Source organism: Mycobacterium persicum (assembly GCF_002086675.1).
GTDB lineage: Bacteria > Actinomycetota > Actinomycetes > Mycobacteriales > Mycobacteriaceae > Mycobacterium > Mycobacterium persicum.
Genome location: NZ_MVIF01000018.1, coordinates 47,952 through 71,336 on the forward strand (window position 1 = coordinate 47,952; position 23,385 = coordinate 71,336).

Below are 23,385 nucleotides of genomic sequence, written 5' to 3' on the forward strand. Positions count from 1 at the left end.
ATCGCCACGTGACATACAACGCGACCAGGCTGCAGCTCGCCGAGGCCATCAAGCTGGCCCGGATGGCGAAGGGATTGAGCTGGACCAAGATCGCCGACGCAATCGGCAAGGACCGGGTGTGGACGGTAGCGGCGCTCCTCGGCCAGCACCCGCTGTCGGCTGACGACGCCGCGACCGTCGCGGCACTGCTCGACCTCGACGACGACGCGGTCGCCGCACTGCAGTTGACGCCCTACCGGGGATCCGACGAATCGGCGTCGGCGGATCCGACGATCTACCGGTTCCATGAGGCGCTGTCGCTCTACGGGCCCGCCCTCAAGGAACTGATCGCCGAGGAGTTCGGCGACGGGATCATGAGCGCCATCAACTTCCGGATGAGTGTGCGACGTCGTCCGGATCCGCACGGTGATCGGGTGATTGTGACCTTCGACGGCAAGTTTCTCGACTACACATGGAACAACACGGAACAGGAGGTCATGTCGTGACCGCGACCATCGACGCTGCGATCGACTTGCTCGATTCGGAGCTGCTGGCAGACATCCGCACGCACGCCGGTGTGCTGGACCGCGGAGACGACACCGCCCGCCGCAGCTTTGCGGGCCTGGGGGCCGTCGGACTGCTCGGGCTTGGCGCTCCGGGCAACATCGACGGACGGCTGCCACAGATGGGCCAGGTGATCCGAATGATCTCCGGCGAGTGCATGAGCACCGGGTTCTGCGTGTGGGCCAACCGGATGGCGATCGAGTACTTACTCACCGCCGCAACGGAATACAGCATGGCCGCGGTCCAGCCGCTGCTGGCCGGCACCGCGCTGGGCATCACCGGAATGGCGGCCGCCTTCAAAGACGCGGCCGGCTGCGGGAGCCTCGAGCTCACCGCCGCAGCCGCCGAGGGCGGCTACCAGCTGAGCGGCTCGATCAGGTGGGCCAGCAACCTGTACCACGACTCGGTCTTGGTGACCGCGGCGCGCACCGAACGCGGCGACAAGCTGATCGTGGCGGTGCCGTTGCGCACACCGGGTATCACCATTGGTGATCACTTCGAACTCTTGGCGATGGGCAGCACGGCCTCGTCGTATCTGGAGTTGACCGATGTGTACGTTGGCGAGGAGCAGGTGCTGTCCACGGACTTCGACGGGTTTCTGGACGCGGTTCGCCCCACTTTCCTGGTGCTGCAGTCGGCAATGTGCCTCGGGCTGGCCAAGACCACGCTGACGCAATGCCGGATCGGCCTCACCGGAGTGAATTCGGTGTTCGCCCCCGACGTCGACCTGATCGCGGGAAAGCTCGCGTTGGCCGAGACCACCTTGGCCAGCGTGGCCGCATCGGTCGGCGGCCAGCAACCACCGAGCAAGAAGGAGTTGCTCTCGCTACGCCTCACCGCGGCCGAAATCGCCAGTGCCAGCGCCGCGCTGGAGATTCGTACGGCCGGCGGCAAGGGCTATGCCAGTAGGACGCCGGCAAGCCGCCGATACCGGGAAGCCGCATTCCTGCCCGTGCAGTCGCCGTCGGAGGCGCAGCTGCGGTGGGAACTGGGGGGATGCCGTTGAGTGACCGCTCGGGTCGACGATGACCCCGGTCGCGGTCCCACCCGGATCCGCATCCGAGCACATGGTCGGCGGGGTTCCGCTGGCCGGCTTGGTGCGCGACTATCACCGCCAAATGGTGAGTTTTGCTTGCACAATGGTGAACTCGCCAACGGCGGCCGAAGAAGCGGTACAAGAAGCATGGGTACAGGTGATGCGGTCGTCGGCCTCGTTCGAGGGTCGCTCGTCGGTGGCCACCTGGTTGTTCGGGATCGTCAAGAACACCGCGTCGCGGCACCGGCGGCGCGAGTCCCGGATCCGCGAGCACGAGCTGCTGGCCACCGACGACACCGACCCGCTGTCGGACCGGATGCACCCGGCCGGCCATCCCGACGCCGGGCACTGGAGCGTGCCGCCGTCGAGGCGGTTCCTCCCCGAGGACCGCACTGTCGCAAGGGAACTCGTCGAGCAGGTGCGGGCGGCGCTGGACACGCTGCCGCCGCGGCAGCGGCAGCTGGTAATCCTGCGCGACCTGGTCGGCACCTCCGCCGAAGAGGCGTCCGAGATCCTCGAGTTGTCCGCCGAGGCGCAACGTGCCCTGCTCTACCGTGCCCGGGCAAACCTCCGAAATGAACTGGAAAAGCGGTACCAACGATGACCGTCTACGACAACACGGTCCCCGCCGTCGACTGCGTCGACTTCCTCCGACTCGTCGACGACCTGGTGGACTCGGACCCGCAGGAGTGGGGAGCGATCGTGGCCAAACATCTCGACGAGTGCCCGCCATGCCTGGTGTATCTGCAGCAAATGCTCGACCTCAAGGTTCTGCTCAACCACGTATTCGACGGGGAAAAGCTCAGCGACGAGCACATCACGGGGGTTATCAACACGATCAACACCCTCAGGAAAGGCCAGGAATGACGAACGCCACTGCAGACTCGTCGCAACCGGATCGCCGCCCGGACCAGGTTTGGACACTGGGCGGACCCGTCGACGCCACATCCATGCGAAACGCCATGGGCGCCTTTCCCTCCGGCGTCACCGTCCTGACCACCCGCCTGGGCGACCGATCGGTCGGCATGACCATCAGCTCGTTTGCCTCGGTGTCCCTGGACCCGCCGCTATTGCTGCAGTGTGTGGCGCGCAGCGCGGGCAGCCTTCCGGCGTTCCGTATCGGCAGCTCCGTGGCTGTCAACGTGTTGGCGAACGACCAGGCGAGCCTGGCGCGCCGCTTCGCCAGCAAGGTCGACGACCGCTTCGAGGGAGTCGCATTCGACACCGATGACTGCGGGTGTCCGGTTCTTGTCGGTGCGGCCGCCTCGGTAAGCGGCTTTATCGACCGGATCTACGACGCGGGCGACCACGTCATCCTGCTCATTCGCGCCTGCGCCGTGCGCCGCGCCGGCGGCCTGCCGCTGCTCTATTACTCGGGACGGATGCACGATTGGGCAGACACCGTCTGCCCGGTGGCTTCTTAAGCGACACAACACTTTCCATACCTACCGATAGGCGCATCATGTCCCAGCTTGCCCTGGGCCCAGACCTCGTGGGCCCGTCGTCCGATGATCGCCGGGCCGGTGATCCGTTCGAACCACTCGGTGTTCCCGCCATGGTGACCCGAATAGCGGACATGGCGCTCGAGAAATCAGCCCATCCGTGGGCGTTTCTGATCCGCTCACTGGTCGGCGGCGCGATGGTGGGTTTCGGCGCGTTGCTATCGTTGGTCGTCAGCACCGGGGTCGGCACGCCCGGTATCGCCAGCCTGCTGATGGGTCTGGCGTTCGGCATGTCTTTTGTTCTCATCCTGGTGTCAGGGGCATCCCTGATCACTGCCGACATGGCAGCCGGCTTCTTCGCGGTGCTGCAGGGGCGGATGCGCGTCAGCTGCTATTTGCAGCTGCTGCTTATCGGACTGAGCGGCAATATCGTTGGTGCACTCGTGTTCGTCGCCGTCTGCGCCGCGGCCGGGGGGCCGTATCTGGGTGCCTTCGCCACCCGTGCGGCAGTCGTCGGCGCCCAGAAAGCCGGCCAGCCCTTGTGGACCGCTTTCCTGCTGGCGGTGCTGTGCACCTGGTTCCTGCAAACCGCCATGTGCATGTATTACAAGGCGCGCAGCGATGTCGCGCGGATGGGCTTTGCGTTCTACGGGCCGTTCGCATTCGTGATCGGCAGCGATCAGCACGTCGTGGCTAATGTCGGATTCCTGGGACTTCCGTTGCTGCTCAATGCTTTTCACCAGGATGCCCCACATTGCGGGATCAGCTGGGGCTGGGGAGCTCACGGCTTGGTCACCAATATCTGCGTTACCAGCCTCGGCAATCTGGTCGGCGGCACGGTCTTCGTGGCGCTGCCGTTCTACGTCATCGCGCGGCTTCAGCCGCGGGAGCGGTAGCCGTCGCGACGTTAGAGGATGTGCACGGCTTGCGCCAGTGGCCAGTGGCGGGTGCCCCCGGTTTGGTAGCTCACGTGCTGACCTTCATGAACACCGCCGGCAGGCCAATCGACGATCTCGGAGGAATCGATGAAGACGTCGCGATCGCCGTCTGCGGGATGCACGAATCCGAATCCGCGCTCGTCATCGAACCAGTTGATAACGCCATACGACACGGTCGCCATCGAATCCAGCATCGCTTCGACGTCGTAGCTATTGATGACGGGCATGGTGACAGCCTTCCCCTCGTTACCGTCGGTGGAGTCCGACATGGCAGACCGTATCCATCGAGCGGGTGTCGGCGTAGGGTCCTTCGACTCTGATTTCGTGAGCTGTTCGGCCCACCGGCGAGCCGATTGGGATTAACCGCGTCAAAGTGAGGTCCATCGTCTCTGCTGAACCGGGCGGCCGTCGTATACGGTCAGGTCGAGACTCGCGCCGCCCAGAGTGCGCCGACGTGAGCATTCGGTGCCGGTCGCTGGCCGGCTACCCATCTGGCCGCTGCAAGGAGGGTGAAATGTCCAGGGATACAACGCATTACGGGATTCTGGTAGGCGTCGACGGCTCGGCGCAGTCCGACGCGGGGGTGGCCTGGGCCGCCCGCGAGGCGACCCTGCACCAGATGCCGGTCACCTTGATGCACGGTGTCGCCCCCGTCGTCGTCGGTTGGCCGGTAGGCCAGCTCTACACCGAAATGCCGGAGTGGCAGAAAGACGAAGCACAGACCGTGATCGAGCGGGCGCGCCGGGTGCTGGACGAGCGCCTGGGTGAATCCGGCCCGCCGGATGTCCGCACGGAGGTGGTGTATTCCAACATCGTGCCGGCGCTCATCGACGCCTCCAAGGACGCCTGGATGACCGTCGTCGGCAGTCAGGGTATGGGCGCGCTGGGCCGCGCATTGTTGGGTTCGGTGAGTTCGGCGCTGTTACACCATGCGCATGGCCCGGTAGCGGTCATTCATTCCGACGACGGTGTGGCTCCGGACACCAGCGCGCCGGTGCTGGTGGGCATCGACGGATCACCGGCCTCGGAGGCCGCGACGGCCTTGGCATTCGACGAAGCCTCCCGTCGCGGCGTAGACCTGGTCGCGTTGCACGCGTGGAGTGACGTCGGCGTTTTCCCCATCCTCGGGATGGACTGGCGCGATCGCGAGAGCCAGGGGGAGGAGGTTCTCGCCGAACGCCTCGCGGGCTGGCAGGAGCAGTACCCTGACGTGCGCGTTCAGCGGTCGCTGGTCTGTGACAAGCCAGCGCACTGGCTGCTCGAGGGAGCCCAGCACGCGCAATTGGTGGTGGTCGGAAGTCGCGGCCGCGGGGGATTTCCCGGCATGCTCCTGGGTTCGGTCGGCTCTGCCGTGGCCCACTCGGCGAAAATCCCGGTCATCGTCGTGCGTCCCGCCTGATCGCCGGCCGCGTGCACCAAACACCCGAAATACCCGAAACACCGGAAACAGAGGTCTTTGGTCCCTGCTGGTCAGGCCGTTCGGAAGACGCCACAGCGGTAGGTGTTTTGTAGCTTGGGCTTAGGTCGCAGCTTTGCCGACGCACGTCAGGTAATCGGAGGAGCAACGAAATGTCGATTTTGGAAAAGCGTCTCGGCGTTGTCGTCGGAGCCGACGGCTCACCCGCCTCGAATGCCGCGGTATGTTGGGCGGCCCGCGACGCGGCAATGCGCAACGTTCAGCTGACCATCGTCCATGTGGTGAGCACCGATGTGGCTACCTGGCCGCCGATGCCTTACCCGGACACCTGGGCGGTGTGGCAGGAAGACGAGGGCCGCAAGATTCTGGCCGCTGCCCACAAGATCGCCGACGAGTCGGTCACGGGGGAGCGGAAGCTCACCGTGAAAAGCGAGATCGTGTTTTCCACGCCGGTACCCACCATGGTCGAAATGTCGGCCGAGGCGGAGATGATCGTCGTCGGCAGCTCCGGCCGCGGCGCGTTGGCCCGGGTCTTGCTGGGTTCTGTCAGTTCGAGCCTGGTGAGACGCGCCCGGTGTCCGGTCGCGATCATCCGTGACGAAGATCCGTTGATGCCGGATCCGTTGCACGCCCCGGTGTTGCTCGGGATCGACGGGTCACCGGCGTCGGAGGCTGCGGTGGCGGTGGCGTTCGACGAAGCATCCCGTCGCGGGGTTGAGCTGATCGCGCTGCATGCGTGGAGCGATCTCGAGGTGGTCGAGCTGCCGGGACTGAACTGGTCCGCGGTGGAAGCCGAAGCGCAGGTCCTGCTTGCCGAGAGGTTGGCCGGCTGGCAGGAGCGCTATCCCGATGTGACCGTGCGCCGGGTGGTCGTATGTGACCGTCCGGCACGGCAGCTCGTCGAACGGTCGCAAACCGCTCAGCTCGTGGTGGTCGGAAGTCACGGCCGCGGTGGCGTCACCGGCGTACTGCTGGGGTCGGTGAGCAACGCGGTGGTGCACGCCGTGCGGATGCCCCTGATCGTGGCGCGGTCGTCTTAACAGGCGCCGGGACGACCGCCGGCATGTAGGCGATGGACCAGCGCAATTTCCCGGTCCAGCCACATGCCTTTGCGGGACTCGGTGGTTGCCTCGGCGGCCGGCTCGCGCACTCCGCGCAGCCTCATGCAGTCGTGTCGTGCGGTAATGACGCTCATGGCCCCGGAGGGGTTGAGCTTGCGCATGATCCCGGCGGTCGCCTGGTGCCCGATGTTCTCCTGAACCTGCAGCCGCGCGGCGTAACCGTGGACCAGCCGAGCAAGCTTGGACAGGCCCACGATGCGCTGCCCGGGGTGGGGGCGGTAGGCGATGGTGGCAGTCCCCGAGAACGGCAACAGATGGTGCGCGCAGGTGGAGGCGAACGAGATGCCGTGCAGGACGATCAGCCCGGGGTCGTCCGGAGCGGGAAAATCGGTGTCGAGGTGGTCCTCGGGGACCTCGTTGTATCCCCACAGCATCTCCCGCCACGCGCGGGCGACACGCGCAGGTGTTTCGGCGGTGTGCTCGCCCTCGTCGACGCCGAGGGCGGACAGAAGCTGCCGTACGGCTCCCTCGACGGCCGCGTCGGCGTTGTTGTCCCACCACGGCGGCGAATCCGTCGTCTGGTAGTCGATGTCGGCGGGGTAGGCCGCAGCCCCGTGCGCCACCTCGTCGTTGGTCATCGCCCAGCCGCTCGAGCAGACCGGCGGCATCTGATAACGGGCCTGGCGTGGCGCCGACGGGATGGCCGTCATGCAGCCCGCCCGATCGCGGGCTCAGCGCTGACTGCGATGCTGGTCATTCTCGATTCCCGTCCGGCGGCTGACCCGTGCCCAACCTTCACGGTGCGCCCTTGCTGCTCGCGGTGTGTGGCAGGAGCGGGTCCGACGCGGACACTGCTCCATCAGGTACCATGCCCTCGCCTTGCGGCGATGTCTGTCGGCTGACGGGTCACTGCGCGGATGAATCTCGTGTCCCCCGATCGAGGGAAACGTCACCGTTGCCCGGACTGCCCCGCGGCGCGGCGATGCGCAGTCAGCAGTAATCGGTCCAGCTCTGCGGACCGCGAAGCCAGTCGGGTCTAGGCATCGATGGTGCGAACATGCCGTCTGGTGGAGGCGCGGCGAGTCCGGGCGATGCCGGCCTCGGTCGCCGCGCCTCCATCCCCGATCAGGCTTCGATCACCTCGGGTTGCGCGCCAGCTTCGTCGATGGCCTTGTGGCCATTGCCGCGCGCAACCGAGATCTTGCGCGGCTTGGCCCGCTCGGCCACCGGGATCACCAGTCTCAGGACGCCTTCCTGGTAGCACGCCTCGATCCGGTCCGTGTCGAGGTTTTCACCGAGCACCAGCTGGCGGCTGAACACTCCGCGCGGGCGCTCGCTGGCCAGCATTTCCCGATTCGGATCGACGCTGGGCCGTTGTGCGCGCACGGTCACCACGTTGCGCTCGATATCGATATCGAGGGAGTTGGCGTCGATGCCGGGAAGGTCGAACTCGACGACAAATTTTTCGCCGTCCCGCCACGCATCCATGGGCATCACCGCTGGCCGGGCGGCCGTGCCCAACACCTGCTGGGCGAAGCGGTCCAGATCACGGAACGGGTCGGTGCGCATCAGCATGGTGGTCACCTCTCACTCCAATCTGCTGGGTTCAATGGGGCCTGCATATCTATGGCTATAGCCATAGATTTTTTATATCACTATCGACATTACAATGCAAGTGTGATAGAGAGGTTTTCTATGCGAGTAGCAGTCGATGAGCTGAGCTATGGCTGACCGTCCCGGCGAAACCGGCGCGCCGGCGCCTGACCAGGGCGTGTACGGCATCTCGGTGGCAGCCGAGCTCTCCGGTATCGCGGTGCAGTCGCTACGGCTGTATGAACGCTATGGATTGTTGACCCCCGCTCGTAGTGACGGTGGGACACGGCGCTATAGCGCTGACGATTTGGCCCGGCTGCAGCGGATCAGCGCTCTGGTTGACGCCGGAATCAACCTGGCCGGAATTGCGCGCATCCTCAGTCTCGAAGACGACAATGCGGCACTGGCTGCTGCGAACGACAACTTGCAGGCCACCAACCGCTCCCTGCGCAACGCCGCGAAAGGGACCGCAAGATCGACCCGAGCCACCCGAGTTGCCGCCGGCGGCGAAGCCTGACGGCGGGGCTCGGCCCGGATTGCGTGCCGTCGAAGCGGGTACCCCGAGGTGGGACACGCGTCGACGAAGGAGTACCGGTGGCAGAAGGTACCGAGGTCGGCGCTGACGCAATCGGCCGGAGCGGGTTTCGGCCATGACTGCAGCACCTGCCGCTGGGGCGGGGCGCTACCTCCCCGACGAACGTGAATTGCCCCTGTTGGAGGATGCGGCGAGCAATTGTCGGGGTTGCGCGCTGTACGCCGACGCCACCCGGACCGTCTTCGGCCACGGCACGTCTGACGCGCCGCTCATGTTGGTCGGGGAACAGCCGGGCGATCGCGAGGACCACGAAGGGCTTCCGTTCGTCGGCCCGGCCGGCCGACTGCTGCAGCGGGCTCTCGACGACGCCGGCATCGACCCACGATTGACCTATCAGACCAATGCCGTCAAGCACTTCAAGTTCCGCAGGCAGGGCAAGCGGCGCATACATCAGAAACCCTCCCGAACCGAAGTCGTAGCCTGCAGGCCCTGGCTGATCGCCGAAATCGAGGCAGTACGGCCACGATTGATCGTGTGTCTGGGTGCGACGGCCGCACAATCCTTGCTGGGCAGCGCGTTTCGCGTGACCGCACATCGTGGTGAACGGTTACGGCTGCCCGCGACCTTGCAGGTCGCGATCGACCCCGAACCACGGGTGACCGCAACGGTTCACCCGTCGGCGGTGCTGCGGGATCGCAGTGACCGCCACGGCGAGTCCTACGCACTGTTTGTCGAGGACCTCAAGAGTGCCCGGGCCGGCATCGACCTGGTCATCGGGCGCTGACCGGGCCGTCAACCGCCGAGGTGCCGACGAAGCCGGGGCGCCGCCGCGGGTCGCATGCGCCGGGCCTCATGTTTCGACTCAACCCGCGCGGGTAGTCGGGTAAGAAGCGATCGTGGGCGCCGCGGCTCGCCGCCAGTTTGCGCGGAACCCCAGGAAGGGAGGTGCTGATGAGGCTGCAGAACCATGAACACCACGAGCTCATCACCGACGCGGACATCCCACCGCAGACTGGTGAGCACAATCGTGGGCGTCGCATCCTGGTGAACTGGGTGCTGGCGTTGCTGACGGTGCCCGTGGCAGCACTCGTCATGGTATTCGCCATCGGCGCGGCGATGAGCATGGCTGCATGCAGCGGCGCTCAGTGCCCCGACCTGGGCCCGAACGGTCTGATGTATGGCGTGTTGCTGTATGGGGCTCCGGTAGTGGCGGTGTCAACGCTCGTCGCCTCCTTCTTCACGGCCTCCCGGCGGCGCGGCTTTGTCGTTCCGTTGTGTGCGTTGGCCCTGCTGGTCGTCGATATCGCAGCGACGGCCATTCTGTTCAGGAGCTAACCGGTCAGTGCCTTATCAGACAGCGAAATCCTCACGGTGACTACCGATCCCGCGCCTCGGCCGGCGGTCCTGTTCGACGTCGACGGCACCCTGGTGGACTCCAACTACCTGCATATCGACGCCTGGCTCCGGGCATTCGCAACGGCGGGGATCGACGTCGAGACATGGCGCATCCACCGGTCCATCGGGATGGACGGTTCGACTCTGGTGAAGTCGCTGTCTGGTAATGCGTCCGAGGACACTCAGAAATACTTGAAGGACTTACATTCTCGGTATTACCAGCAAGCGTCCCACCTGTTGCGACCGCTGCCGGGCGCACGCGCCTTGCTGCAACGCGTGGCCGGGCTCGGCCTCAAGGTGGTACTTGCCACGTCGGCCCCGGAAGACGAATTGGCCCTGTTGCGTGGGGTACTCGACAGCGATGACGTCGTTGCCGAGGTCACGTCGGCCGGCGACGTGGACACCGCAAAACCCAAACCCGACATTATCCACGTGGCGCTTCACCGAGCGGGCGTCGGCAGCACCCGCGCGGTTTTCGTCGGCGACTCGGTGTGGGATGCCGAAGCGTGTGCCCGTGCAGAAGTAGCGAGTATCGGGCTGCTCAGTGGCGGCGTCTCCGGAAGCGAACTCGAAAGCGCAGGGGCTGCAATGGTGTTCGCGAACGCCGCAGACTTGCTGGACCGTCTCGAGGAGACACCGATCGCCCGGTTGGCCCGACTTGTCGCCTGCTGACTGTCGGCGGTCTTCGCAGGTTCCCAGTAAGCGAATGGGCCCGGTCCGAAGTCGGACCGGGCCCATTTGCTTTCAAGCTACTGATTGGCTTCTTGACGTTGTTCGGACGCCTCGGCGCTGCCGCGGGCGGCTTCAGCCTCGGCTTCCTTCTTGGCCGCGTCCCGCTGGGCGTCGGCCTTGTCCTGCTGAGCCTGTCCCTCGCGCTTCATGTCGTCGCGGCCGGTAACAGCTCCAAAGACCTCCTTGGCCTTGCCTTTAGCACCCTCGACGACGCCCTCGACGCCCTCTTGGGGGCCACTTTTCTCCGCCATGAATTCCTCCCTATCGGTTACTACTCGCATGGCGACCTCGCGCTCGCTCGATTGCGCTCAGCCAGCAGGGCGGGAACTTGAACGCCAGTAGTGCGCGTCAAATCCAAAACATCCCTGCACTGCAAGGGTTTCCGAATGGTCGCGGTGTCAAACATGTGGTTTGGGTCACCGGCGTCTTATGTTCCCTGGGAACCGGCCGTGTGATGCGATACCAGCTTCGGCCATGTCGCACAGTACCGAGACCGACCGGGCCGAAATCTCGGCCCGATAACAGACCGGGGTTGTGGTGACAGTGCCGGCGAGCGACTGGCGTGCTTATCGGCTGCTGGTTTCCCGGTGTGGCAAGAACTCCTGCGCCTTGATCTTGATGCCTTCCTTGATGATGCCGAACGCATTTTCGTCACCGTGCAGCACTGCGCTGGCCGCGCTCTTCATCTGGTCGAACGTGGCGTGCGGCGGAACCGGCGGGATATCCGGGTCGCAGTGCACGTCCAGCACCGTCGGCCGATCGGCCAGCAGCGCCTGATCCCAGGCCGTCGCAATCTGATCGGGGTCGGTCAGCGTCGCCGAACCCAAGCCCAGGCTGGCGGCAAACCCGGCATAGTCGACATCGGGAAGAGTTTGCGACTCAGCGAATTTCGGAGCTCCGGCCATGGCGCGCATTTCCCAGGTCACCTGGTTCAAGTCGTTGTTGTGCAGCACCGCCACGACTAGCCGCGGGTCCGCCCACTGCTTCCAATAGTGCGCGATCGTGATCAACTCGGCCATGCCGTTCATCTGCATCGCGCCGTCACCGGCGAAGACAATCACCGGACGGTCCGGATGGGCGAACTTCCCGCCGATACCGTAGGGAACTCCGGGCCCCATGGTGGCGAGATTGCCCGACAGCGAGCCGCGGATGCCGTCGCGGAATTTCAGTTGGCGGGCATACCAATTCGCCGACGATCCCGAATCGGCAGTGATGATCGCATTGTCGGGCAGTTTGGGTGACAGGTCGGCGAACAGTCGCATGGGGTTGATCGGCTTGGCCGCCACCTCGGCCTCCATGTCCATGGTCTCCCACCAGCGTGCCACGTTTCTTTCGATCGTCGCGCGCCAGGATCGGTCGGACTTGGGTTGCAGCAGTGGCAATAACGCGCGCACCGTGGCGGCGGCATCACCGACCAGGTTCACCTCGTTCGGGTATCGCATTCCGATCAGCGTGGGGTCGATATCGATTTGCACGCCGCGAGCCCCACCGAACGGCGGCAGGAACTGCGTGTACGGGAAGTTCGACCCGATGGTCAGCAAGGTGTCGCAGTCGCGCATCATCTCGTAGCTTGGCCGCGTACCCAACAAACCGATGGCACCGGTCACGAAGGGCAATTCGTCGGATAGCACATCTTTGCCCAGCAGCGCCTTGGCGACTCCGGCGCCGAGAACGTCGGCGAGCTCGACGATCTCCCGGGCGGCGTTGCGGGCCCCGCATCCGATCAGCATCGCGACCCGTTTACCGGCGTTGAGCACGTCCGCGGCCCGTTGCAGGCCGTCGAGTGCCGGCTCCACTCCTGGCCGCTGAAACCCGAGGCTGGACGGAACCATCTTGAATTCGTGTGCGGGCGGGGAGTACTCGAGCTCTTGCACGTCGGACGGGATGATCAGCGCAGTCGGCCCTCGCCTGGTCAACGCGGTGCGGATGGCCCGGTCCAAGACATTGGGCAGCTGTTCGGGCACGGTTACCATCTGGACGTAGTCGCTGGCAACGTCCTTATACAGGCTCAACAGGTCAACTTCCTGCTGGTAGGAGCCCCCCATTGCGCTGCGGTTGGTTTGTCCGACGATCGCCACCACCGGCACCCGGTCGAGTTTGGCGTCGTAAAGACCGTTGAGCAGATGGATCGCGCCCGGGCCCGAGGTTGCCGCGCAGACCCCAAGCCGGTTGCTGAACTTTGCGTAGCCCACGGCCTCGAAGGCGGCCATCTCCTCGTGTCGCGCCTGGACGAACATCGGTTTGTTGTCTGCCCGGCCCCACGCTGCCAGGAGCCCGTTGATTCCGTCGCCGGGATAAGCGAACACATGTTCCACGCCCCAGTCGCGGAGTCGCCCCAGCAGAAAATCACTCACCTCGGTCGCCGCCATTGCACACCTCTCTTTGTTGCCCTCCGTTGCCAGCCTTATCGGACAGGGGTTACCCGTTCATCGGCCTGATTAGACGCCCTAATGGGCGGGTGACGGTCCGCGCGGGATCGCGCACATAGTCGACGATCATCTCGGAACCGGGCCGCGCGGGTTTCCCGGCGGCGGCAAATCAATCCGTGGTGAGGTCGCTGGTTGAAGCGGGGCGGATCAGGAGGTCCGCTCTAGGCGCATTTCTGACGATATCCTCATAACCGAGTCATACTGCCATAGTGATGACTTCTAGTGACGGGGGCGCCGAGCCGCCGAACCGTTTGGAGCGACGCAAGCAGCGCACCAGGACAGCGCTGGTCAAGGCTGCGCAGCGGTTGATCGCCGAGGGAAAGTTCAACGCGCCGGTGCTCGAGATCACCCAGGCTGCCGACGTCGGCATGGGCTCGTTCTACAACCACTTTGACAGTAAGGAGCAGCTGTTCGCCGCTGCGGTAGCCGACGTGCTTGACACCCATGGGGCGTTGCTGGACCGGCTCACCGCATCGATCGACGATCCTGCCGAAACGTTTGCCGTCAGTTTCCGGCTGACCGGCAGGCTGTTTCGTCGGCGAGGACTGGAGACGGACATTCTGTTGGCCACCGGAACCAACCTGCTGTCATCCGATCACGGGCTGGCTCCTCGTGCCCTGCGTGACATCAAGGCAGCCGCCGACGCCGGACGGTTTCGGGTGGGGGACCCCGACCTGGCGTTAGCGACGGCCGGGGGTGCGTTGCTGGGGCTAGGCGCCCTATTGCGTGCGGATCCGCGTCGTGACGATGCGTTAGCCGCTGACATGGTCACCGAGAGGTTGTTGCGTCTGTTCGGCCTCGATGCTCAGGAGGCGCGCACCATTTGCCAGCGCCCGCTTCCTGCCCTCGATGGCCGGGGCCAATCGGGTTCGGTTGCGTGACGCTCTGGTATTGGTTTTGGTGCCGGAACGGGGTGGGTAACCGATGCCGTCGCCGCGTCAGCGATGACCAACCGCCGTGTTTTGCGGGCGGTTTCGCGTGTCAGTGGACCACAAAGTGGTGCATCCGGGACACTGCAGGTGCAGTTCGGTCGCCCGGTTGCTGAGCAGATATTGCCAATGGGTTCCGCAGTTGCGGCTGCTGCGGCATTCCGAACACGCGTTGCGGCCCCAGTTGCAATTCGGGCAGGGTAGCCAGGCGCGCCGGCAAGCGTCAGCGTGTGGATCGATGGGCAACATGGGCATGGTCAGCCTTTCTCTGTCGGCACTAGTTAGGATAGGCTTTCCATACCTATATTCGTCAAACCGAGAGAGTTCCGGCAGGTACATCCGGGCCGAACTTGCGAGCGGGTCTAGGGCGGCGCTGATCTACACGTGATGAACAGACCCGGGATTCCGTGGCCCGCGGCGACTAGATCAGCGCGGTCCTAGCGTCTTTTGGCGACCGTTTTGCGTGCGACTATGACCGGCACATGGCTCAGTAGCACCACGGCGGCGCTGACCGAACCGAACAACATCCCCGCGAATCCGCCGCTTCCGCGACTGCCGACCACCACGAGTTGCGCCGACTTGGACGTTCCCACAAGTTCAGGCGCCGCATCGTTGCGCGCGATCATTCGACGGACAACGACATCGGGGTATTGTTCGCCCCACCCGGCCAGGCGTTCGGCGACGATCTTGTCCTCATGTGTCCGCAGTTCCGGCCAGCCGGGACCCGGCAAACTGACGATGGGATCCAACACGCCAGGTGCTTTCCATGCGTGCACGGCCACCAGGTCCACCTTGCGCCGAGAGGCGGCGTCGAACGCGATGGCAATCGCCACTTCCGACTCCGGTGACCCGTCGATGCCTACCAGCACCGGGGCTCGCTCGGAATCGGCCGCCATTGGGACATCGTCGTGGATGACCGCCACCGGGCACCGCGCGTTATGGATGAGCCCCGAACTCACCGAACCCAAGTGTCGGCCTCGCAACGAGCCAACGCCGCGGCAACCGGCCACCACCAAGTGGGCGTCTTCGGAAAGCTTGGTCAGCGTTGAAACCGTGGTCCCGCTGGGCATTTCGCGGTAGACCTGGGTTGGCCCGCGTTCGCAGCTTTTCTCGGCGATCTTGAGCGCCTCGTCGAGCAGTTGCTCTCCGGCGTCGATTCGGCTGCGGGTCCGCCCTGGGGTTACCGACGAGACCAGCCGCGTTCCCGCCGCGGCCGGGAGAACATGAGCCAGGGTCAGCGGAACATTGCGCAACTCGGCGTCGCGGGCGGCCCATCGGACCGCCGCGTGAGAGCCCGGCGAGCCGTCGACGCCGACGACGATTCCCCGATGGCTGTCGATCTTGGACATGCGTTTCCTCATTCCTTTGCGCTTGGACGTTATTGGTTCAGCCGCTTCGGGGAACGAGGCATTGGTCCCTTGTCGATGGGCCTTCAGACCTCTAACCGTGAACGCACCGTCGAGGTTGGCGCAGAGCTCAATTGGGCTCTAGGGAGATATCGACTGACCGCCGGGTGGCCGTTGTGGGCCGGCACGCCACGAGTGTCAGGCCGAGCACGAAAACCAGCGCGGTTATCCACGGATATTTCCCGTCCGGAGCAAATCCCGCCGCGGCGACCACCCACAGGAAGGCAGCTGCCATCATGGCACCCGCGAGCATGCTCGGTTCGGCCCAACGCTGCGGCAGCGGTATCCGGATCGTCGGCAGCGGTGCCGCGAAGAATCGCCGGAGCCACCACAACAACGCCATCTCTACGGCGGTCACCAGGCTCAGGACCACCTCCCATTCCAGCCGGGCCAGCCACCACGTCGCCGTCCCCTGGGCCGGTTGTGGCAGCAGCCCGGCCGGGTAGGCGACGACCGCGACGATCACCACCGGCGCCATGTGCCACAGGTAGAGCGCCATCACATTGCTGTTGGCGGCCGACAACAGCCGCTGCAATCGGCGAGAACGAAGCACACGGTTGAGCGCGGGTGCGATGGCCACCGCGATGCCGGCCTGGGTGCAAGCGAACGCCAGCATCGCCACCGACGGCGGCATGCTGTTCTGTACCGCTTGGCCGGGAACCCCGATCATGCTGACCGGATAGGGGCCGATCCAGATGACCAGGGCCAGCGCGACCGCCGATCCGGCGGCAATCACCACCGGTCGGCGGCCGCTTAACAACCCTGCCTGCCAACAGATCCCCAGCTGGTAGAGCAGGCCCCAGCACAACAGATAATTCAGGCCGGCGAGAGAGGGCGTATGACCGGCCAGCGCAGCGGTATCCACCGCCACCAGCGCAACTGCCAGTACCGCCGGCACCATGAGCCCCCAACGTCGGTGTGCGGCCATCGCAACAGGCGTCAGCGATACCACCACCAAATACACGGCGAGGAACCACAGGTGCATCGCCACCGCCCAACCCGCATACTCCAGCACCGAGCCAGGCAGGCCGGAGACCTGCAGCGCCACCACGACTGCCGACACCAGTCCCACGTACACCGCCGTGGGTCCGAGCACTCGCGCCACCCGATGCCGAATCCAGTCCTGCCGCGACACACCGCCGTCGCCGTAACGATGTGTCCATGACACCGCGCCGGCGTAGCCGGCCACCAGGAAGAAAACCGGAACCGCCTGAAAAGGCCACGTCAGCCACTGCGTCCAGGGCTGGTCGACCAGCGGATTTTGCCGGCCGAACTGTCCGTCGTGATACGTCACCGACCCGGCCAGCCAGTGGCCCAGGACGATGAGGACCACGCCCGACACCCGGTAAAAGTCGACGGCCAGATCGCGGGCCGGTCGACCGGTGGCTGCGGGGTCCATCAGATTGGGGAAAGCTCAGCGACCTGCACGAGCGCGAGGGTACTCGTCGCACGCCAACGCGATTCGGCGCGGACACCGGCTTTGATGGAACGCTTCGGCGGCCGGCCAGGAAATCTGCGGCGACTGCCTGGTCAAAGCTTGCGCACCAAAGCGGCGGCGCGCACGTCGTGACCCACCACGAAGTGCATGTGGATGCGGCCGTCGCGCTGGTGGGAACGAATGGTGACGGCTTCGCCGTACTTGATCGGGCTGCGGTACTCGAGCACGACGCGATGTGGAGCCGCGGTCAGTTCTGCACCGGCCGGCAGCTGGCCGAGTACCTCGACGATGCCGTGCCAGTAGATGGTGTTGTTGACGTGCTCGAAAGGATCAATATCGGTGCGGCGCAGTGGAAATGGTGTCTCGGTGCCGTCGGTTACCGGCTCGGTGAGCCACGGGCGCCACTTGAGCCGGTGGTTGTCAGTGGTGCTGCCGAAGCGGGCGATGCAGTCATCGGTGAGCCGCGACGGCGTCAGGGTGTCCTTGTTCACACAGATCCAGAAACCTTCGGTTTCGATCCGTCCGCCGGCAGCGCCGTCAAGGCGGACGCGCATGTTGCACCATCGGGTGGAAAGCGCTGCGCACCAACGGCGGAAGGTGATGTCGCTGGGTAGCTCGATCGGCTCGACGACGTCGATCACGGTGCGTAGCACGATCCAGTGGGGATGGACTTCGGCCAGCTGGGCATCGGCCAGGTGCTCGGCGCCGACTTCCTGGATATAGCGGGCTACTCCGTCCAGGCGCAGCCTCTGGTGCTCGTCGATGTCGGTGGTGGCCAGTCGCCAGCTTGTCCGGTAGACGTATCCCGCGGCGGGCACGTCGGCCAATGACGCGTCGACGTCAGTGTGCCGCGGCACGCCCACTCCTCACCGTTGCAGCGGTATCGCCGCCGTGGTCGCTCAGCAACTTTTCCAGTCGCTCGCTGGCGGCATTCAACCTCGACTGGAACATCGACACCACCCGCTCACGTACCCGCGGCTTGTGCGACAACGGCGGCAACAGCTCGGCGAGAAGATTCAACCGTGCCGAACCGAGCCAGTCGGTCAGCTCGGCGTCGGCGAGCCACCGCTGAAAATTACGCAGATCGGAATGCGTAAGCCGTAGCCAATCCAGGTCGGAGTCCGGATGTGGAATCGGCACGCAGAGTTCGTTTTTCACCGCGTCGTCAGGGTAGGCAAGTTCGACGTGCGCGGTGAAAGCCGCGCTGAACACCTGTTGACAGCCCCGCACCGCCTGCAGGGTGAGGCGCTCGCCGTCGAAAACCGGTGTGGCCGGCCGCTGCGGTGCTCCGTCGGCGGTGCAGTCGATGTAGAGGGCGGACGGCGACGAGGCGATCGATCCGCCGTCGAGCATGATGGCGGTGGGCTCGATGCGTCGAATATGGCCCATCCTGACCACGTCGTCGATGCGGCGCAACTGGTCGTATTCGGGTTGTGACACGGTCGCGCACCGATACATGGTGGGTCGAACCGCGGGGTTGAGCCGGAGCAAGGTTCCGGCTGCCTCGAGCCGGTCGAACAGGTCCTGGACCGATGTCGCGTTGCCGATGGCATCGAGCGTGGCGCCGTAGCTGTCCCGGAACTTCTTGATGAACGTCGGTCCCGGCTGCAGCGTTGCCCGGTCGATCAGCCAGGCGTCGCGCGGCATGATCCAGGTCAGCTTCTCGGGGGTGACGCCGTTGCGCAGTAACCACAAGCAGACGTCCATACCTGTCTTGCCGGCGCCGACGATCACGTATCGGTCGCGAGCCTTGAATTTCGGCAGCTCGTTGGGTGCAATACAGTCGACCCCGGGCGCCACCGAGTACGGCGCCGGCCGCATCGACGGCACGACGGCTTGCAGATAAGTGGCATCGACGATGCGCTGCCTGACCGTGACCCGGTATTCCGCGCCACCCAGCGTCCGGAATCGGCCGTCGCCGAGGTAGTCGCTCATGGGGAAGTATTCAACGCGCCCGCTGGGCAGGAATTGCTGTTGCATCACGGCGTCGAAGTAGGCGCAGATTTCGCCGACGGAGGCGAGTTCGTTCAGACCTTGGTTCCAGCCGACGGCGTCAATAGTGTTGTTGCCCAGGGCTCGTGAGTTGACGCCGTAATACGCCGACGGTTGGTGCAGCCGCACGAAAGGGTAGGCCGTGGTCCAATGCCCACCCGGTTGATGTGCCCGGTCGACGATGACCACGCGTGCCTCGGATTCGGCAAGGAGCGTATCGGTGAACGCGATTCCCATCGCCCCGGCGCCGACCACCAGGTAGTCGGTCTCGATGGTTGCCGTTGGCCCTTGCATAGGCTCTCCTTCGAGCACGGGATATAGACGTCGAGTCGCGAGCGGTAAGCGAATCCATCGTCACCGTGGCGAAGCGACTATTGCTGGGAGAGTGTAGGCCGCCGCCGGAATCGACGGCGATTGACCGCGGCCACGGGCGGGAATCCCTTTCCGTGCAGCGGCGCGTAACGCGATGCCGTCAGCTTCCCCGGTGTCGGCGGATCATGTGGCGGTCTATGAGTGTCTGTGCTGTACATGCGAGGAGGTCAGCCGAATGCACACCTACCGACGCTTCCTGGTCCGCCGGTAATGCCGGTGCCTCACGCTAAGCGGGAAGCTTCCGGCGTGCGACGCCTGCTCAGCGTTGTTTGGCAGCGGCGCGTCGCGTTCGCCGAAGGGCTGCGCACCCGGCTATGGCCGGTGCCGGCGGTTGGTGTGGTGACCGCGGTCGTCATGGGTGTGGCGCTCCCCGAATTCGATAGCATCGTCGACCCGCATATGCCGTCTGGGTTGTCGGCGTACCTGTTTGGCGGTGGGGCCGATGCCGCGCGCGAGCTGTTGAGCGCTATCGCGACCTCGCTCGTGACAGTGACATCACTGACGTTCTCGTTAACCCTGGTGACCTTGCAGCTGGCCAGCAGTCAGTACACTCCCAGGCTCTTGCGGACATTCGCCGCAGATCGTGTTGTTCAACGCACTCTCGCGTTGTTCTTGGCGACGTTCGCCTACTCCCTGACGGTCTTGCGCACCGTCCGCAACTCCACTAGCCAGCGGACTGAATTCGTCCCCCAGATCGCGGTCACGGTGTCCTACCTGCTGGCCATGGCGAGCGTGCTGGCGCTCGTAGTCTTTTTGGGTCACCTCGTGCGTCAGATCCGGATCGAGACGATCCTTGGACACGTCAGTACCGAGGCCAGGGCGACTGCCCATCGCGTCCTAGACCCACTGGATGAGCGCCGGAATGACGACCCGCCATCGCTACCCCGGGAGCACGCGGTCATCGTCGCGCGATCCTCGGGTTTCCTGGTGGAAGTCGACGAAGAGGCCATATTCAAGGCGGCAATGGATGCCAGCGCGGTGGTGTGGATCGACCGTCAGGTCGGGTCCTTTTTGGTCGAGGGTGTGCCAATGGCGTTCTGTTGGTCCGCGAAGCCCGGAAGCCCGCTCGACGAGGAACGAGTCACGTTGCTGCGTAAACGTGTCTGTGATGCCGTGCGCACCGGCCTGGAGCGCACGACCACCCAGGATGTCGGTTACGGACTGCGGCAACTCACCGATGTGGTGATTCGCGCGTTATCCCCCGGCATCAACGACCCGACCACGGCCGTGCACGGGTTGAGCTCGGGCACGGCGGTGTTGTGCCACCTCGTTGGTTATTCGTTGGGACGCAAGGTTTTTCGAGACGATGGTGGTTCGCCTCGGGTGGTGGTGTCGCGACCAGACCTCGCCGACATGCTCGACGTAGTGTGCACGCAGGTACAGCAATACGGCGCCAAAGACTTTGTGGTGCTGGCCAGACTGTTGTCAATGCTTCGCGAGGTTGCCTGGACCACGTCCGTGCCCGAACATCGACGGGCCATCGCGGACCACCTGGTCCGTTTGCGGCAGGCAGCGGGCGAGCAGGATTTCGACGCTGTTCGACGTAGTCAGATCGATCACCTCGCCCGCGCAGTAGGGGAAGCCTTGGATCGGCGGTGGGCTCCGACGATCCGTTGATGCCGACATCAGTTGACGCGGACTTGCCGTCAAGTCGCCGACGGCTTCGCGCAGCCGACACCTTCGAGCTGCGTACCCCGGTTATCGCTACGGACAGACATCCGGATCATCGCCTAAGGCGTGAAATGCGCTGTGGCGCAGGGCCGTCGGGATGTCATGGCGGACCGCGTCGGGAGGCTGCCGGTGGTGCGTGATATTGCCGTCCACCGTCGCACCGGTGTCGGCCCGCGCTGACCACGCGGCTGCTTTGGGATGGCGTGGTCAACGGCTACCCGCGACGCCTGGAGTTGAAGACCTCACGGCATCGCCAGCTGCTGAGCGGTGACGCGGCCCGCGAAGTGGTTGATGCCTTCCGGCGGCATCATGCGCCACACTGGACGTGGTCGGTTCCAGGGTCCGTTTCGGGGGAGTGGAACCATTGCCGAGGTCAGCGGAAGGAACGAGCCGTGACACGTGGGCCCAGCTGGGCGAGCCGCACCATGCCCGCAATGCTCCGCATCACCGGTAGGACGCGCCAGTACACCAGCGCCGCAGATGCCCGCAAGCACATCGCGGCCCGCGCGTTGCGTCCGTCGCCGTACGGACCGCCGGTGCGGTTGCGCCCCGACGTGACCGTGGAGGTCGGCCGTCGATCCGGCTGGCCGATCTATGCCGTGGCACCCAAGAACGGCGCGCATACGCACACCGTGGTCTACCTCCATGGCGGTGCCTGGGTCAACGAAATCAACTCACAGCACTGGCGATTGGTGACTCACGTCGCCGCCGGGGCACGCGTGAAGGTCGTCGTCCCGATCTATCCGTTGCTCCCTTTTGGCACCGCAGCCGATGTGGTGCCCGAAGTCGCTCAACTGGTGGTCGAGAACATGTCGACCGGCCACCGCGTGTGCCTGGCCGGCGATTCCGCGGGCGGTCAAATCGCGTTGTCGACGGCCCTGCTACTGCGCGACGACCATGACGTGGTTCTGCCGCGCACCGTGTTGATCTCGCCGGCCTTGGACGTGTCGTTGAGCAACCCGATGATCAATTCGGTCGAGCTGACCGATCCGTGGCTGGCGCGCGAAGCACTATCGGTGTTCGGGGACTGTTGGCGTGGTCACCTGAACCCGGATGATCTGCGCGTCAGTCCGCTTGCGGCTGACCTGACCGGTCTTGGCCCGCTGACTGTTTTCAGTGGGACCCGCGACATTCTCAACCCTGACGCGCGGGCGCTGGTCCAGAAGGCCACCGCGACCGGTGTCGATATCGACTACCATGAGCGATTCGGTTTGCTGCATGTCTACCCGCTGATGCCGATTCCGGAAGGCCGTGCCGCACGGGCAGTTATCGTGGAGCGCCTGCGCGGATAGCGATCGCCCAGTGCGGCCAGCAACGTTGCCTGGCTCAGCGACTCAGGACCATATTGAGGAGTTGGGTGAGCCAGGCGCGAGCGGCGGTCTGGTCGCTGTCGAGCAATAGCTGGATGCTGACGCCGTCGTATACCGCGACGATTGCCCGGGCAGTGTCGGCGACCGTGTTGAGGGACTGGTTGAATTCGATGCCGCTGGCAATCAGCCGCTCTTCGATCACGTTGCGCAATTGCGCGCGGTGGACTTCCCAGCGGTGGGCAAGGTCGGGGTGACGAGCGGCGTGGAGCAGGAAGTCAATCTTGATCAGCAGCCAGTCGCGTTCAAAAAGCAGGGTGCCCACGATGCGTTCGACAACGTTGGGCAGGTCGGTGACAGGTTCGCTGCCTTCCATGGCGGCGCGGACCTGTTCGGCGGTGCGGGCCGCCCATTGGTCGTAGAGCAGAAAGAAAAGTTCCTCGAGGGTGTCGAACTGGGAATAGAACGCGCCCCGGGTGTAGCCGGCGGCTTCGCAGACGTCCTCGATGGTCACGTGCCCGTATCCCTTGTCGGCGAACACCCGGAATGCCGCCTCGATGAGACGGCCGCGGGTCTCGGCGCGGCGCTTGGTGACCCGTACCGGCTTGTCGCTGGTCGTCGTTGACGGCATGTGCCCTCGCCTCCGATGTGCTGATGTAACCGATACATTGCCACATCGGATACGTGACGGGCCACTTCGCCGCGGTGGACGTCGATGTTCGCTCTGAAATGCGCTCTGAAATGCGAAGCGGCATGGCATGCCGCGCGCACGGCGACGCTGCTAACGCCCCGTCGGTGTCTACAGGTCCGGTTGGACAGTCACCAACGGACCCGGTCTAAGCGCTGATGTGGAGGGGGCCGATGCCGATGAGGTGGTCGCCGGTGAGGCCGATGCCGATGTTGTGGTTGCCGGTGTTGAACAGGCCTTGGTTGTAGGTGCCGTGGTTGGCGATGCCGAGGGTTTGCAGCAGGCTCATGGGTAGGCCGCTGTTGGCGGTGCCGGTGTTGGCGATGCCGAGGTTGAGCATGCCCTGGTTCCAGGCGCCGACGTTGTGGGTGCCGGTGTTGGCGATGCCGAGGTTGTCGGTGCCGTTGTTGGACAGTCCGATGCCGCCGAAGGTGGTGATGGGGTCGGTGGGGGTGAAGTGG

At 65.0% G+C, this 23,385-nt stretch carries 26 protein-coding genes; 15 read left to right on the forward strand and 11 right to left on the reverse strand.

The window, feature by feature from the left end; genetic code table 11:
* The first annotated feature begins 8 nt into the window (after nt 1-8).
* The 6 genes from cynS to BST40_RS08655 are packed head-to-tail and all read left to right on the forward strand — an operon-like array spanning nt 9 to nt 3,917.
* Nucleotides 9-485 carry a cyanase gene (cynS, locus tag BST40_RS08630; protein ID WP_082275491.1) on the forward strand — a complete coding sequence of 159 codons (477 nt, stop codon included), beginning with the start codon at nt 9-11 and terminating at the stop codon, nt 483-485.
* On the forward strand, nt 482-1,549 hold the full coding sequence (locus BST40_RS08635; protein ID WP_075547920.1) for an acyl-CoA dehydrogenase family protein: 1,068 nt from the start codon (nt 482-484) through the stop codon (nt 1,547-1,549). Before cynS ends, BST40_RS08635 begins: the two co-directional genes overlap by 4 nt.
* Nucleotides 1,550-1,568: 19 nt before the next feature.
* Nucleotides 1,569-2,183 (forward strand): RNA polymerase sigma factor, encoded by a 615-nt coding sequence (locus BST40_RS08640; protein ID WP_075547919.1) that lies wholly within the window; start codon nt 1,569-1,571, stop codon nt 2,181-2,183.
* Entirely contained in the window at nt 2,180-2,446 is a 267-nt protein-coding gene (locus tag BST40_RS08645) for a hypothetical protein (protein WP_075547918.1), read from the forward strand. The genes BST40_RS08640 and BST40_RS08645 overlap by 4 nt, the downstream gene beginning before the upstream one ends.
* Complete coding sequence (locus BST40_RS08650) at nt 2,443-3,003, forward strand: flavin reductase family protein (RefSeq protein WP_176357685.1); 561 nt, start codon at nt 2,443-2,445, stop codon at nt 3,001-3,003. Before BST40_RS08645 ends, BST40_RS08650 begins: the two co-directional genes overlap by 4 nt.
* A 38-nt stretch (nt 3,004-3,041) precedes the next feature.
* Complete coding sequence (locus BST40_RS08655; RefSeq protein WP_075547917.1) at nt 3,042-3,917, forward strand: formate/nitrite transporter family protein; 876 nt, start codon at nt 3,042-3,044, stop codon at nt 3,915-3,917.
* Nucleotides 3,918-3,928: 11 nt separating this feature from the next.
* Here the strand turns inward: BST40_RS08655 and BST40_RS08660 are convergent, their stop codons facing one another.
* Nucleotides 3,929-4,228, reverse strand: a complete 300-nt coding sequence (locus tag BST40_RS08660; RefSeq protein WP_089025068.1) for a cold-shock protein — start codon at nt 4,226-4,228, stop codon at nt 3,929-3,931.
* 245 nt (nt 4,229-4,473) lie between these two features.
* Here BST40_RS08660 and BST40_RS08665 point away from each other — a divergent pair, with 245 nt between their 5' ends.
* Together BST40_RS08665 and BST40_RS08670 are read left to right on the forward strand one after the other, a co-directional pair.
* Entirely contained in the window at nt 4,474-5,358 is an 885-nt protein-coding gene (locus tag BST40_RS08665; RefSeq protein ID WP_083154021.1) for a universal stress protein, read from the forward strand.
* A 170-nt stretch (nt 5,359-5,528) separates the two neighbouring features.
* Nucleotides 5,529-6,416: a universal stress protein gene (locus BST40_RS08670; RefSeq protein ID WP_083154022.1), complete on the forward strand. Its 888-nt coding sequence runs from the start codon at nt 5,529-5,531 to the stop codon at nt 6,414-6,416.
* On the opposite strand, the gene folE is transcribed toward BST40_RS08670, so the two are convergent.
* On the reverse strand, nt 6,413-7,147 hold the full coding sequence (gene folE, locus BST40_RS08675; protein WP_240316835.1) for a GTP cyclohydrolase I: 735 nt from the start codon (nt 7,145-7,147) through the stop codon (nt 6,413-6,415). The genes BST40_RS08670 and folE overlap by 4 nt on opposite strands.
* Before the next feature lie 415 nt (nt 7,148-7,562).
* Nucleotides 7,563-8,012, reverse strand: coding sequence for an Hsp20/alpha crystallin family protein (locus tag BST40_RS08680; RefSeq protein WP_075547939.1), 450 nt, complete (start codon nt 8,010-8,012; stop codon nt 7,563-7,565).
* Nucleotides 8,013-8,160: 148 nt separating this feature from the next.
* Between BST40_RS08680 and BST40_RS08685 the strand changes: the two genes are divergently transcribed.
* The 4 genes from BST40_RS08685 (at nt 8,161) to BST40_RS08700 (ending at nt 10,632) form a co-directional block, all read left to right on the forward strand.
* The gene (locus BST40_RS08685) at nt 8,161-8,547 is read left to right on the forward strand and encodes a MerR family transcriptional regulator (RefSeq protein WP_075547914.1); all 387 of its coding nucleotides are present in this window, start codon (nt 8,161-8,163) and stop codon (nt 8,545-8,547) included.
* Between the two features lie 133 nt (nt 8,548-8,680).
* Nucleotides 8,681-9,349 carry a UdgX family uracil-DNA binding protein gene (locus BST40_RS08690; RefSeq protein WP_075547913.1) on the forward strand — a complete coding sequence of 223 codons (669 nt, stop codon included), beginning with the start codon at nt 8,681-8,683 and terminating at the stop codon, nt 9,347-9,349.
* Between the two features lie 167 nt (nt 9,350-9,516).
* On the forward strand, nt 9,517-9,900 hold the full coding sequence (locus tag BST40_RS08695) for a hypothetical protein (RefSeq protein WP_089025072.1): 384 nt from the start codon (nt 9,517-9,519) through the stop codon (nt 9,898-9,900).
* Nucleotides 9,901-9,936: 36 nt separating this feature from the next.
* Nucleotides 9,937-10,632 (forward strand): HAD family hydrolase, encoded by a 696-nt coding sequence (locus BST40_RS08700; protein ID WP_083154024.1) that lies wholly within the window; start codon nt 9,937-9,939, stop codon nt 10,630-10,632.
* 77 nt (nt 10,633-10,709) lie between these two features.
* On the opposite strand, the gene mbp1 is transcribed toward BST40_RS08700, so the two are convergent.
* Both mbp1 and BST40_RS08710 read right to left on the reverse strand, forming a co-directional pair.
* A complete protein-coding gene (gene mbp1, locus BST40_RS08705) occupies nt 10,710-10,943 on the reverse strand; it encodes a microaggregate-binding protein 1 (RefSeq protein WP_036395802.1) in 234 nt (77 codons plus the stop codon).
* A gap of 315 nt (nt 10,944-11,258) precedes the next feature.
* The gene (locus tag BST40_RS08710) at nt 11,259-13,061 is read right to left on the reverse strand and encodes a thiamine pyrophosphate-requiring protein (protein WP_075547911.1); all 1,803 of its coding nucleotides are present in this window, start codon (nt 13,059-13,061) and stop codon (nt 11,259-11,261) included.
* A 272-nt stretch (nt 13,062-13,333) separates the two neighbouring features.
* On the opposite strand from BST40_RS08710, the gene BST40_RS08715 reads away from it, so the two are divergent.
* On the forward strand, nt 13,334-14,002 hold the full coding sequence (locus BST40_RS08715; protein WP_082275489.1) for a TetR/AcrR family transcriptional regulator: 669 nt from the start codon (nt 13,334-13,336) through the stop codon (nt 14,000-14,002).
* Between the two features lie 485 nt (nt 14,003-14,487).
* Here the strand turns inward: BST40_RS08715 and BST40_RS08725 are convergent, their stop codons facing one another.
* The 4 genes from BST40_RS08725 to BST40_RS08740 form a co-directional block, all read right to left on the reverse strand.
* Nucleotides 14,488-15,399 carry a universal stress protein gene (locus BST40_RS08725; RefSeq protein WP_083154026.1) on the reverse strand — a complete coding sequence of 304 codons (912 nt, stop codon included), beginning with the start codon at nt 15,397-15,399 and terminating at the stop codon, nt 14,488-14,490.
* Nucleotides 15,400-15,526: 127 nt separating this feature from the next.
* Nucleotides 15,527-16,855 (reverse strand): acyltransferase family protein, encoded by a 1,329-nt coding sequence (locus BST40_RS08730; protein ID WP_083154027.1) that lies wholly within the window; start codon nt 16,853-16,855, stop codon nt 15,527-15,529.
* A 131-nt stretch (nt 16,856-16,986) separates the two neighbouring features.
* Nucleotides 16,987-17,751, reverse strand: a complete 765-nt coding sequence (locus tag BST40_RS08735) for an acyl-[acyl-carrier-protein] thioesterase (RefSeq protein ID WP_083154036.1) — start codon at nt 17,749-17,751, stop codon at nt 16,987-16,989.
* Entirely contained in the window at nt 17,735-19,180 is a 1,446-nt protein-coding gene (locus tag BST40_RS08740; RefSeq protein ID WP_083154029.1) for an NAD(P)-binding protein, read from the reverse strand. Before BST40_RS08740 ends, BST40_RS08735 begins: the two co-directional genes overlap by 17 nt.
* Nucleotides 19,181-19,468: 288 nt before the next feature.
* Here BST40_RS08740 and BST40_RS08745 point away from each other — a divergent pair, with 288 nt between their 5' ends.
* Both BST40_RS08745 and BST40_RS08750 read left to right on the forward strand, forming a co-directional pair.
* The gene (locus BST40_RS08745) at nt 19,469-20,875 is read left to right on the forward strand and encodes a DUF2254 domain-containing protein (RefSeq protein ID WP_083154030.1); all 1,407 of its coding nucleotides are present in this window, start codon (nt 19,469-19,471) and stop codon (nt 20,873-20,875) included.
* A 446-nt stretch (nt 20,876-21,321) separates the two neighbouring features.
* A complete protein-coding gene (locus BST40_RS08750) occupies nt 21,322-22,221 on the forward strand; it encodes an alpha/beta hydrolase fold domain-containing protein (RefSeq protein ID WP_244174321.1) in 900 nt (299 codons plus the stop codon).
* 34 nt (nt 22,222-22,255) lie between these two features.
* Here BST40_RS08750 and BST40_RS08755 read toward each other — a convergent pair whose 3' ends face one another.
* Complete coding sequence (locus BST40_RS08755; RefSeq protein ID WP_083154033.1) at nt 22,256-22,867, reverse strand: TetR/AcrR family transcriptional regulator; 612 nt, start codon at nt 22,865-22,867, stop codon at nt 22,256-22,258.
* Between the two features lie 205 nt (nt 22,868-23,072).
* Nucleotides 23,073-23,385: hypothetical protein (locus BST40_RS08760; protein ID WP_244174323.1), on the reverse strand; the 313-nt coding region annotated here is incomplete at its 5' end.

Bases quoted from the DNA above. Each gene is read 5' to 3' on its own strand.
- BST40_RS08730 (WP_083154027.1), bottom strand. From the start codon at position 16,855: ATGGACCCCGCAGCCACCGGTCGACCGGCCCGCGATCTGGCCGTCGAC.
- BST40_RS08740 (WP_083154029.1), bottom strand. From the start codon at position 19,180: ATGCAAGGGCCAACGGCAACCATCGAGACCGACTACCTGGTGGTCGGC.
- BST40_RS08710 (WP_075547911.1), bottom strand. From the start codon at position 13,061: ATGGCGGCGACCGAGGTGAGTGATTTTCTGCTGGGGCGACTCCGCGAC.
- mbp1 (WP_036395802.1), bottom strand. From the start codon at position 10,943: ATGGCGGAGAAAAGTGGCCCCCAAGAGGGCGTCGAGGGCGTCGTCGAG.
- BST40_RS08670 (WP_083154022.1), top strand. From the start codon at position 5,529: ATGTCGATTTTGGAAAAGCGTCTCGGCGTTGTCGTCGGAGCCGACGGC.
- BST40_RS08645 (WP_075547918.1), top strand. From the start codon at position 2,180: ATGACCGTCTACGACAACACGGTCCCCGCCGTCGACTGCGTCGACTTC.
- BST40_RS08695 (WP_089025072.1), top strand. From the start codon at position 9,517: ATGAGGCTGCAGAACCATGAACACCACGAGCTCATCACCGACGCGGAC.
- BST40_RS08680 (WP_075547939.1), bottom strand. From the start codon at position 8,012: ATGCTGATGCGCACCGACCCGTTCCGTGATCTGGACCGCTTCGCCCAG.
- BST40_RS08690 (WP_075547913.1), top strand. From the start codon at position 8,681: ATGACTGCAGCACCTGCCGCTGGGGCGGGGCGCTACCTCCCCGACGAA.
- BST40_RS08745 (WP_083154030.1), top strand. From the start codon at position 19,469: ATGCCGGTGCCTCACGCTAAGCGGGAAGCTTCCGGCGTGCGACGCCTG.
- BST40_RS08640 (WP_075547919.1), top strand. From the start codon at position 1,569: ATGACCCCGGTCGCGGTCCCACCCGGATCCGCATCCGAGCACATGGTC.
- folE (WP_240316835.1), bottom strand. From the start codon at position 7,147: ATGACGGCCATCCCGTCGGCGCCACGCCAGGCCCGTTATCAGATGCCG.
- BST40_RS08665 (WP_083154021.1), top strand. From the start codon at position 4,474: ATGTCCAGGGATACAACGCATTACGGGATTCTGGTAGGCGTCGACGGC.
- BST40_RS08650 (WP_176357685.1), top strand. From the start codon at position 2,443: ATGACGAACGCCACTGCAGACTCGTCGCAACCGGATCGCCGCCCGGAC.
- BST40_RS08755 (WP_083154033.1), bottom strand. From the start codon at position 22,867: ATGCCGTCAACGACGACCAGCGACAAGCCGGTACGGGTCACCAAGCGC.
- BST40_RS08715 (WP_082275489.1), top strand. From the start codon at position 13,334: ATGACTTCTAGTGACGGGGGCGCCGAGCCGCCGAACCGTTTGGAGCGA.
- BST40_RS08685 (WP_075547914.1), top strand. From the start codon at position 8,161: ATGGCTGACCGTCCCGGCGAAACCGGCGCGCCGGCGCCTGACCAGGGC.
- BST40_RS08655 (WP_075547917.1), top strand. From the start codon at position 3,042: ATGTCCCAGCTTGCCCTGGGCCCAGACCTCGTGGGCCCGTCGTCCGAT.
- BST40_RS08660 (WP_089025068.1), bottom strand. From the start codon at position 4,228: ATGTCGGACTCCACCGACGGTAACGAGGGGAAGGCTGTCACCATGCCC.
- BST40_RS08725 (WP_083154026.1), bottom strand. From the start codon at position 15,399: ATGTCCAAGATCGACAGCCATCGGGGAATCGTCGTCGGCGTCGACGGC.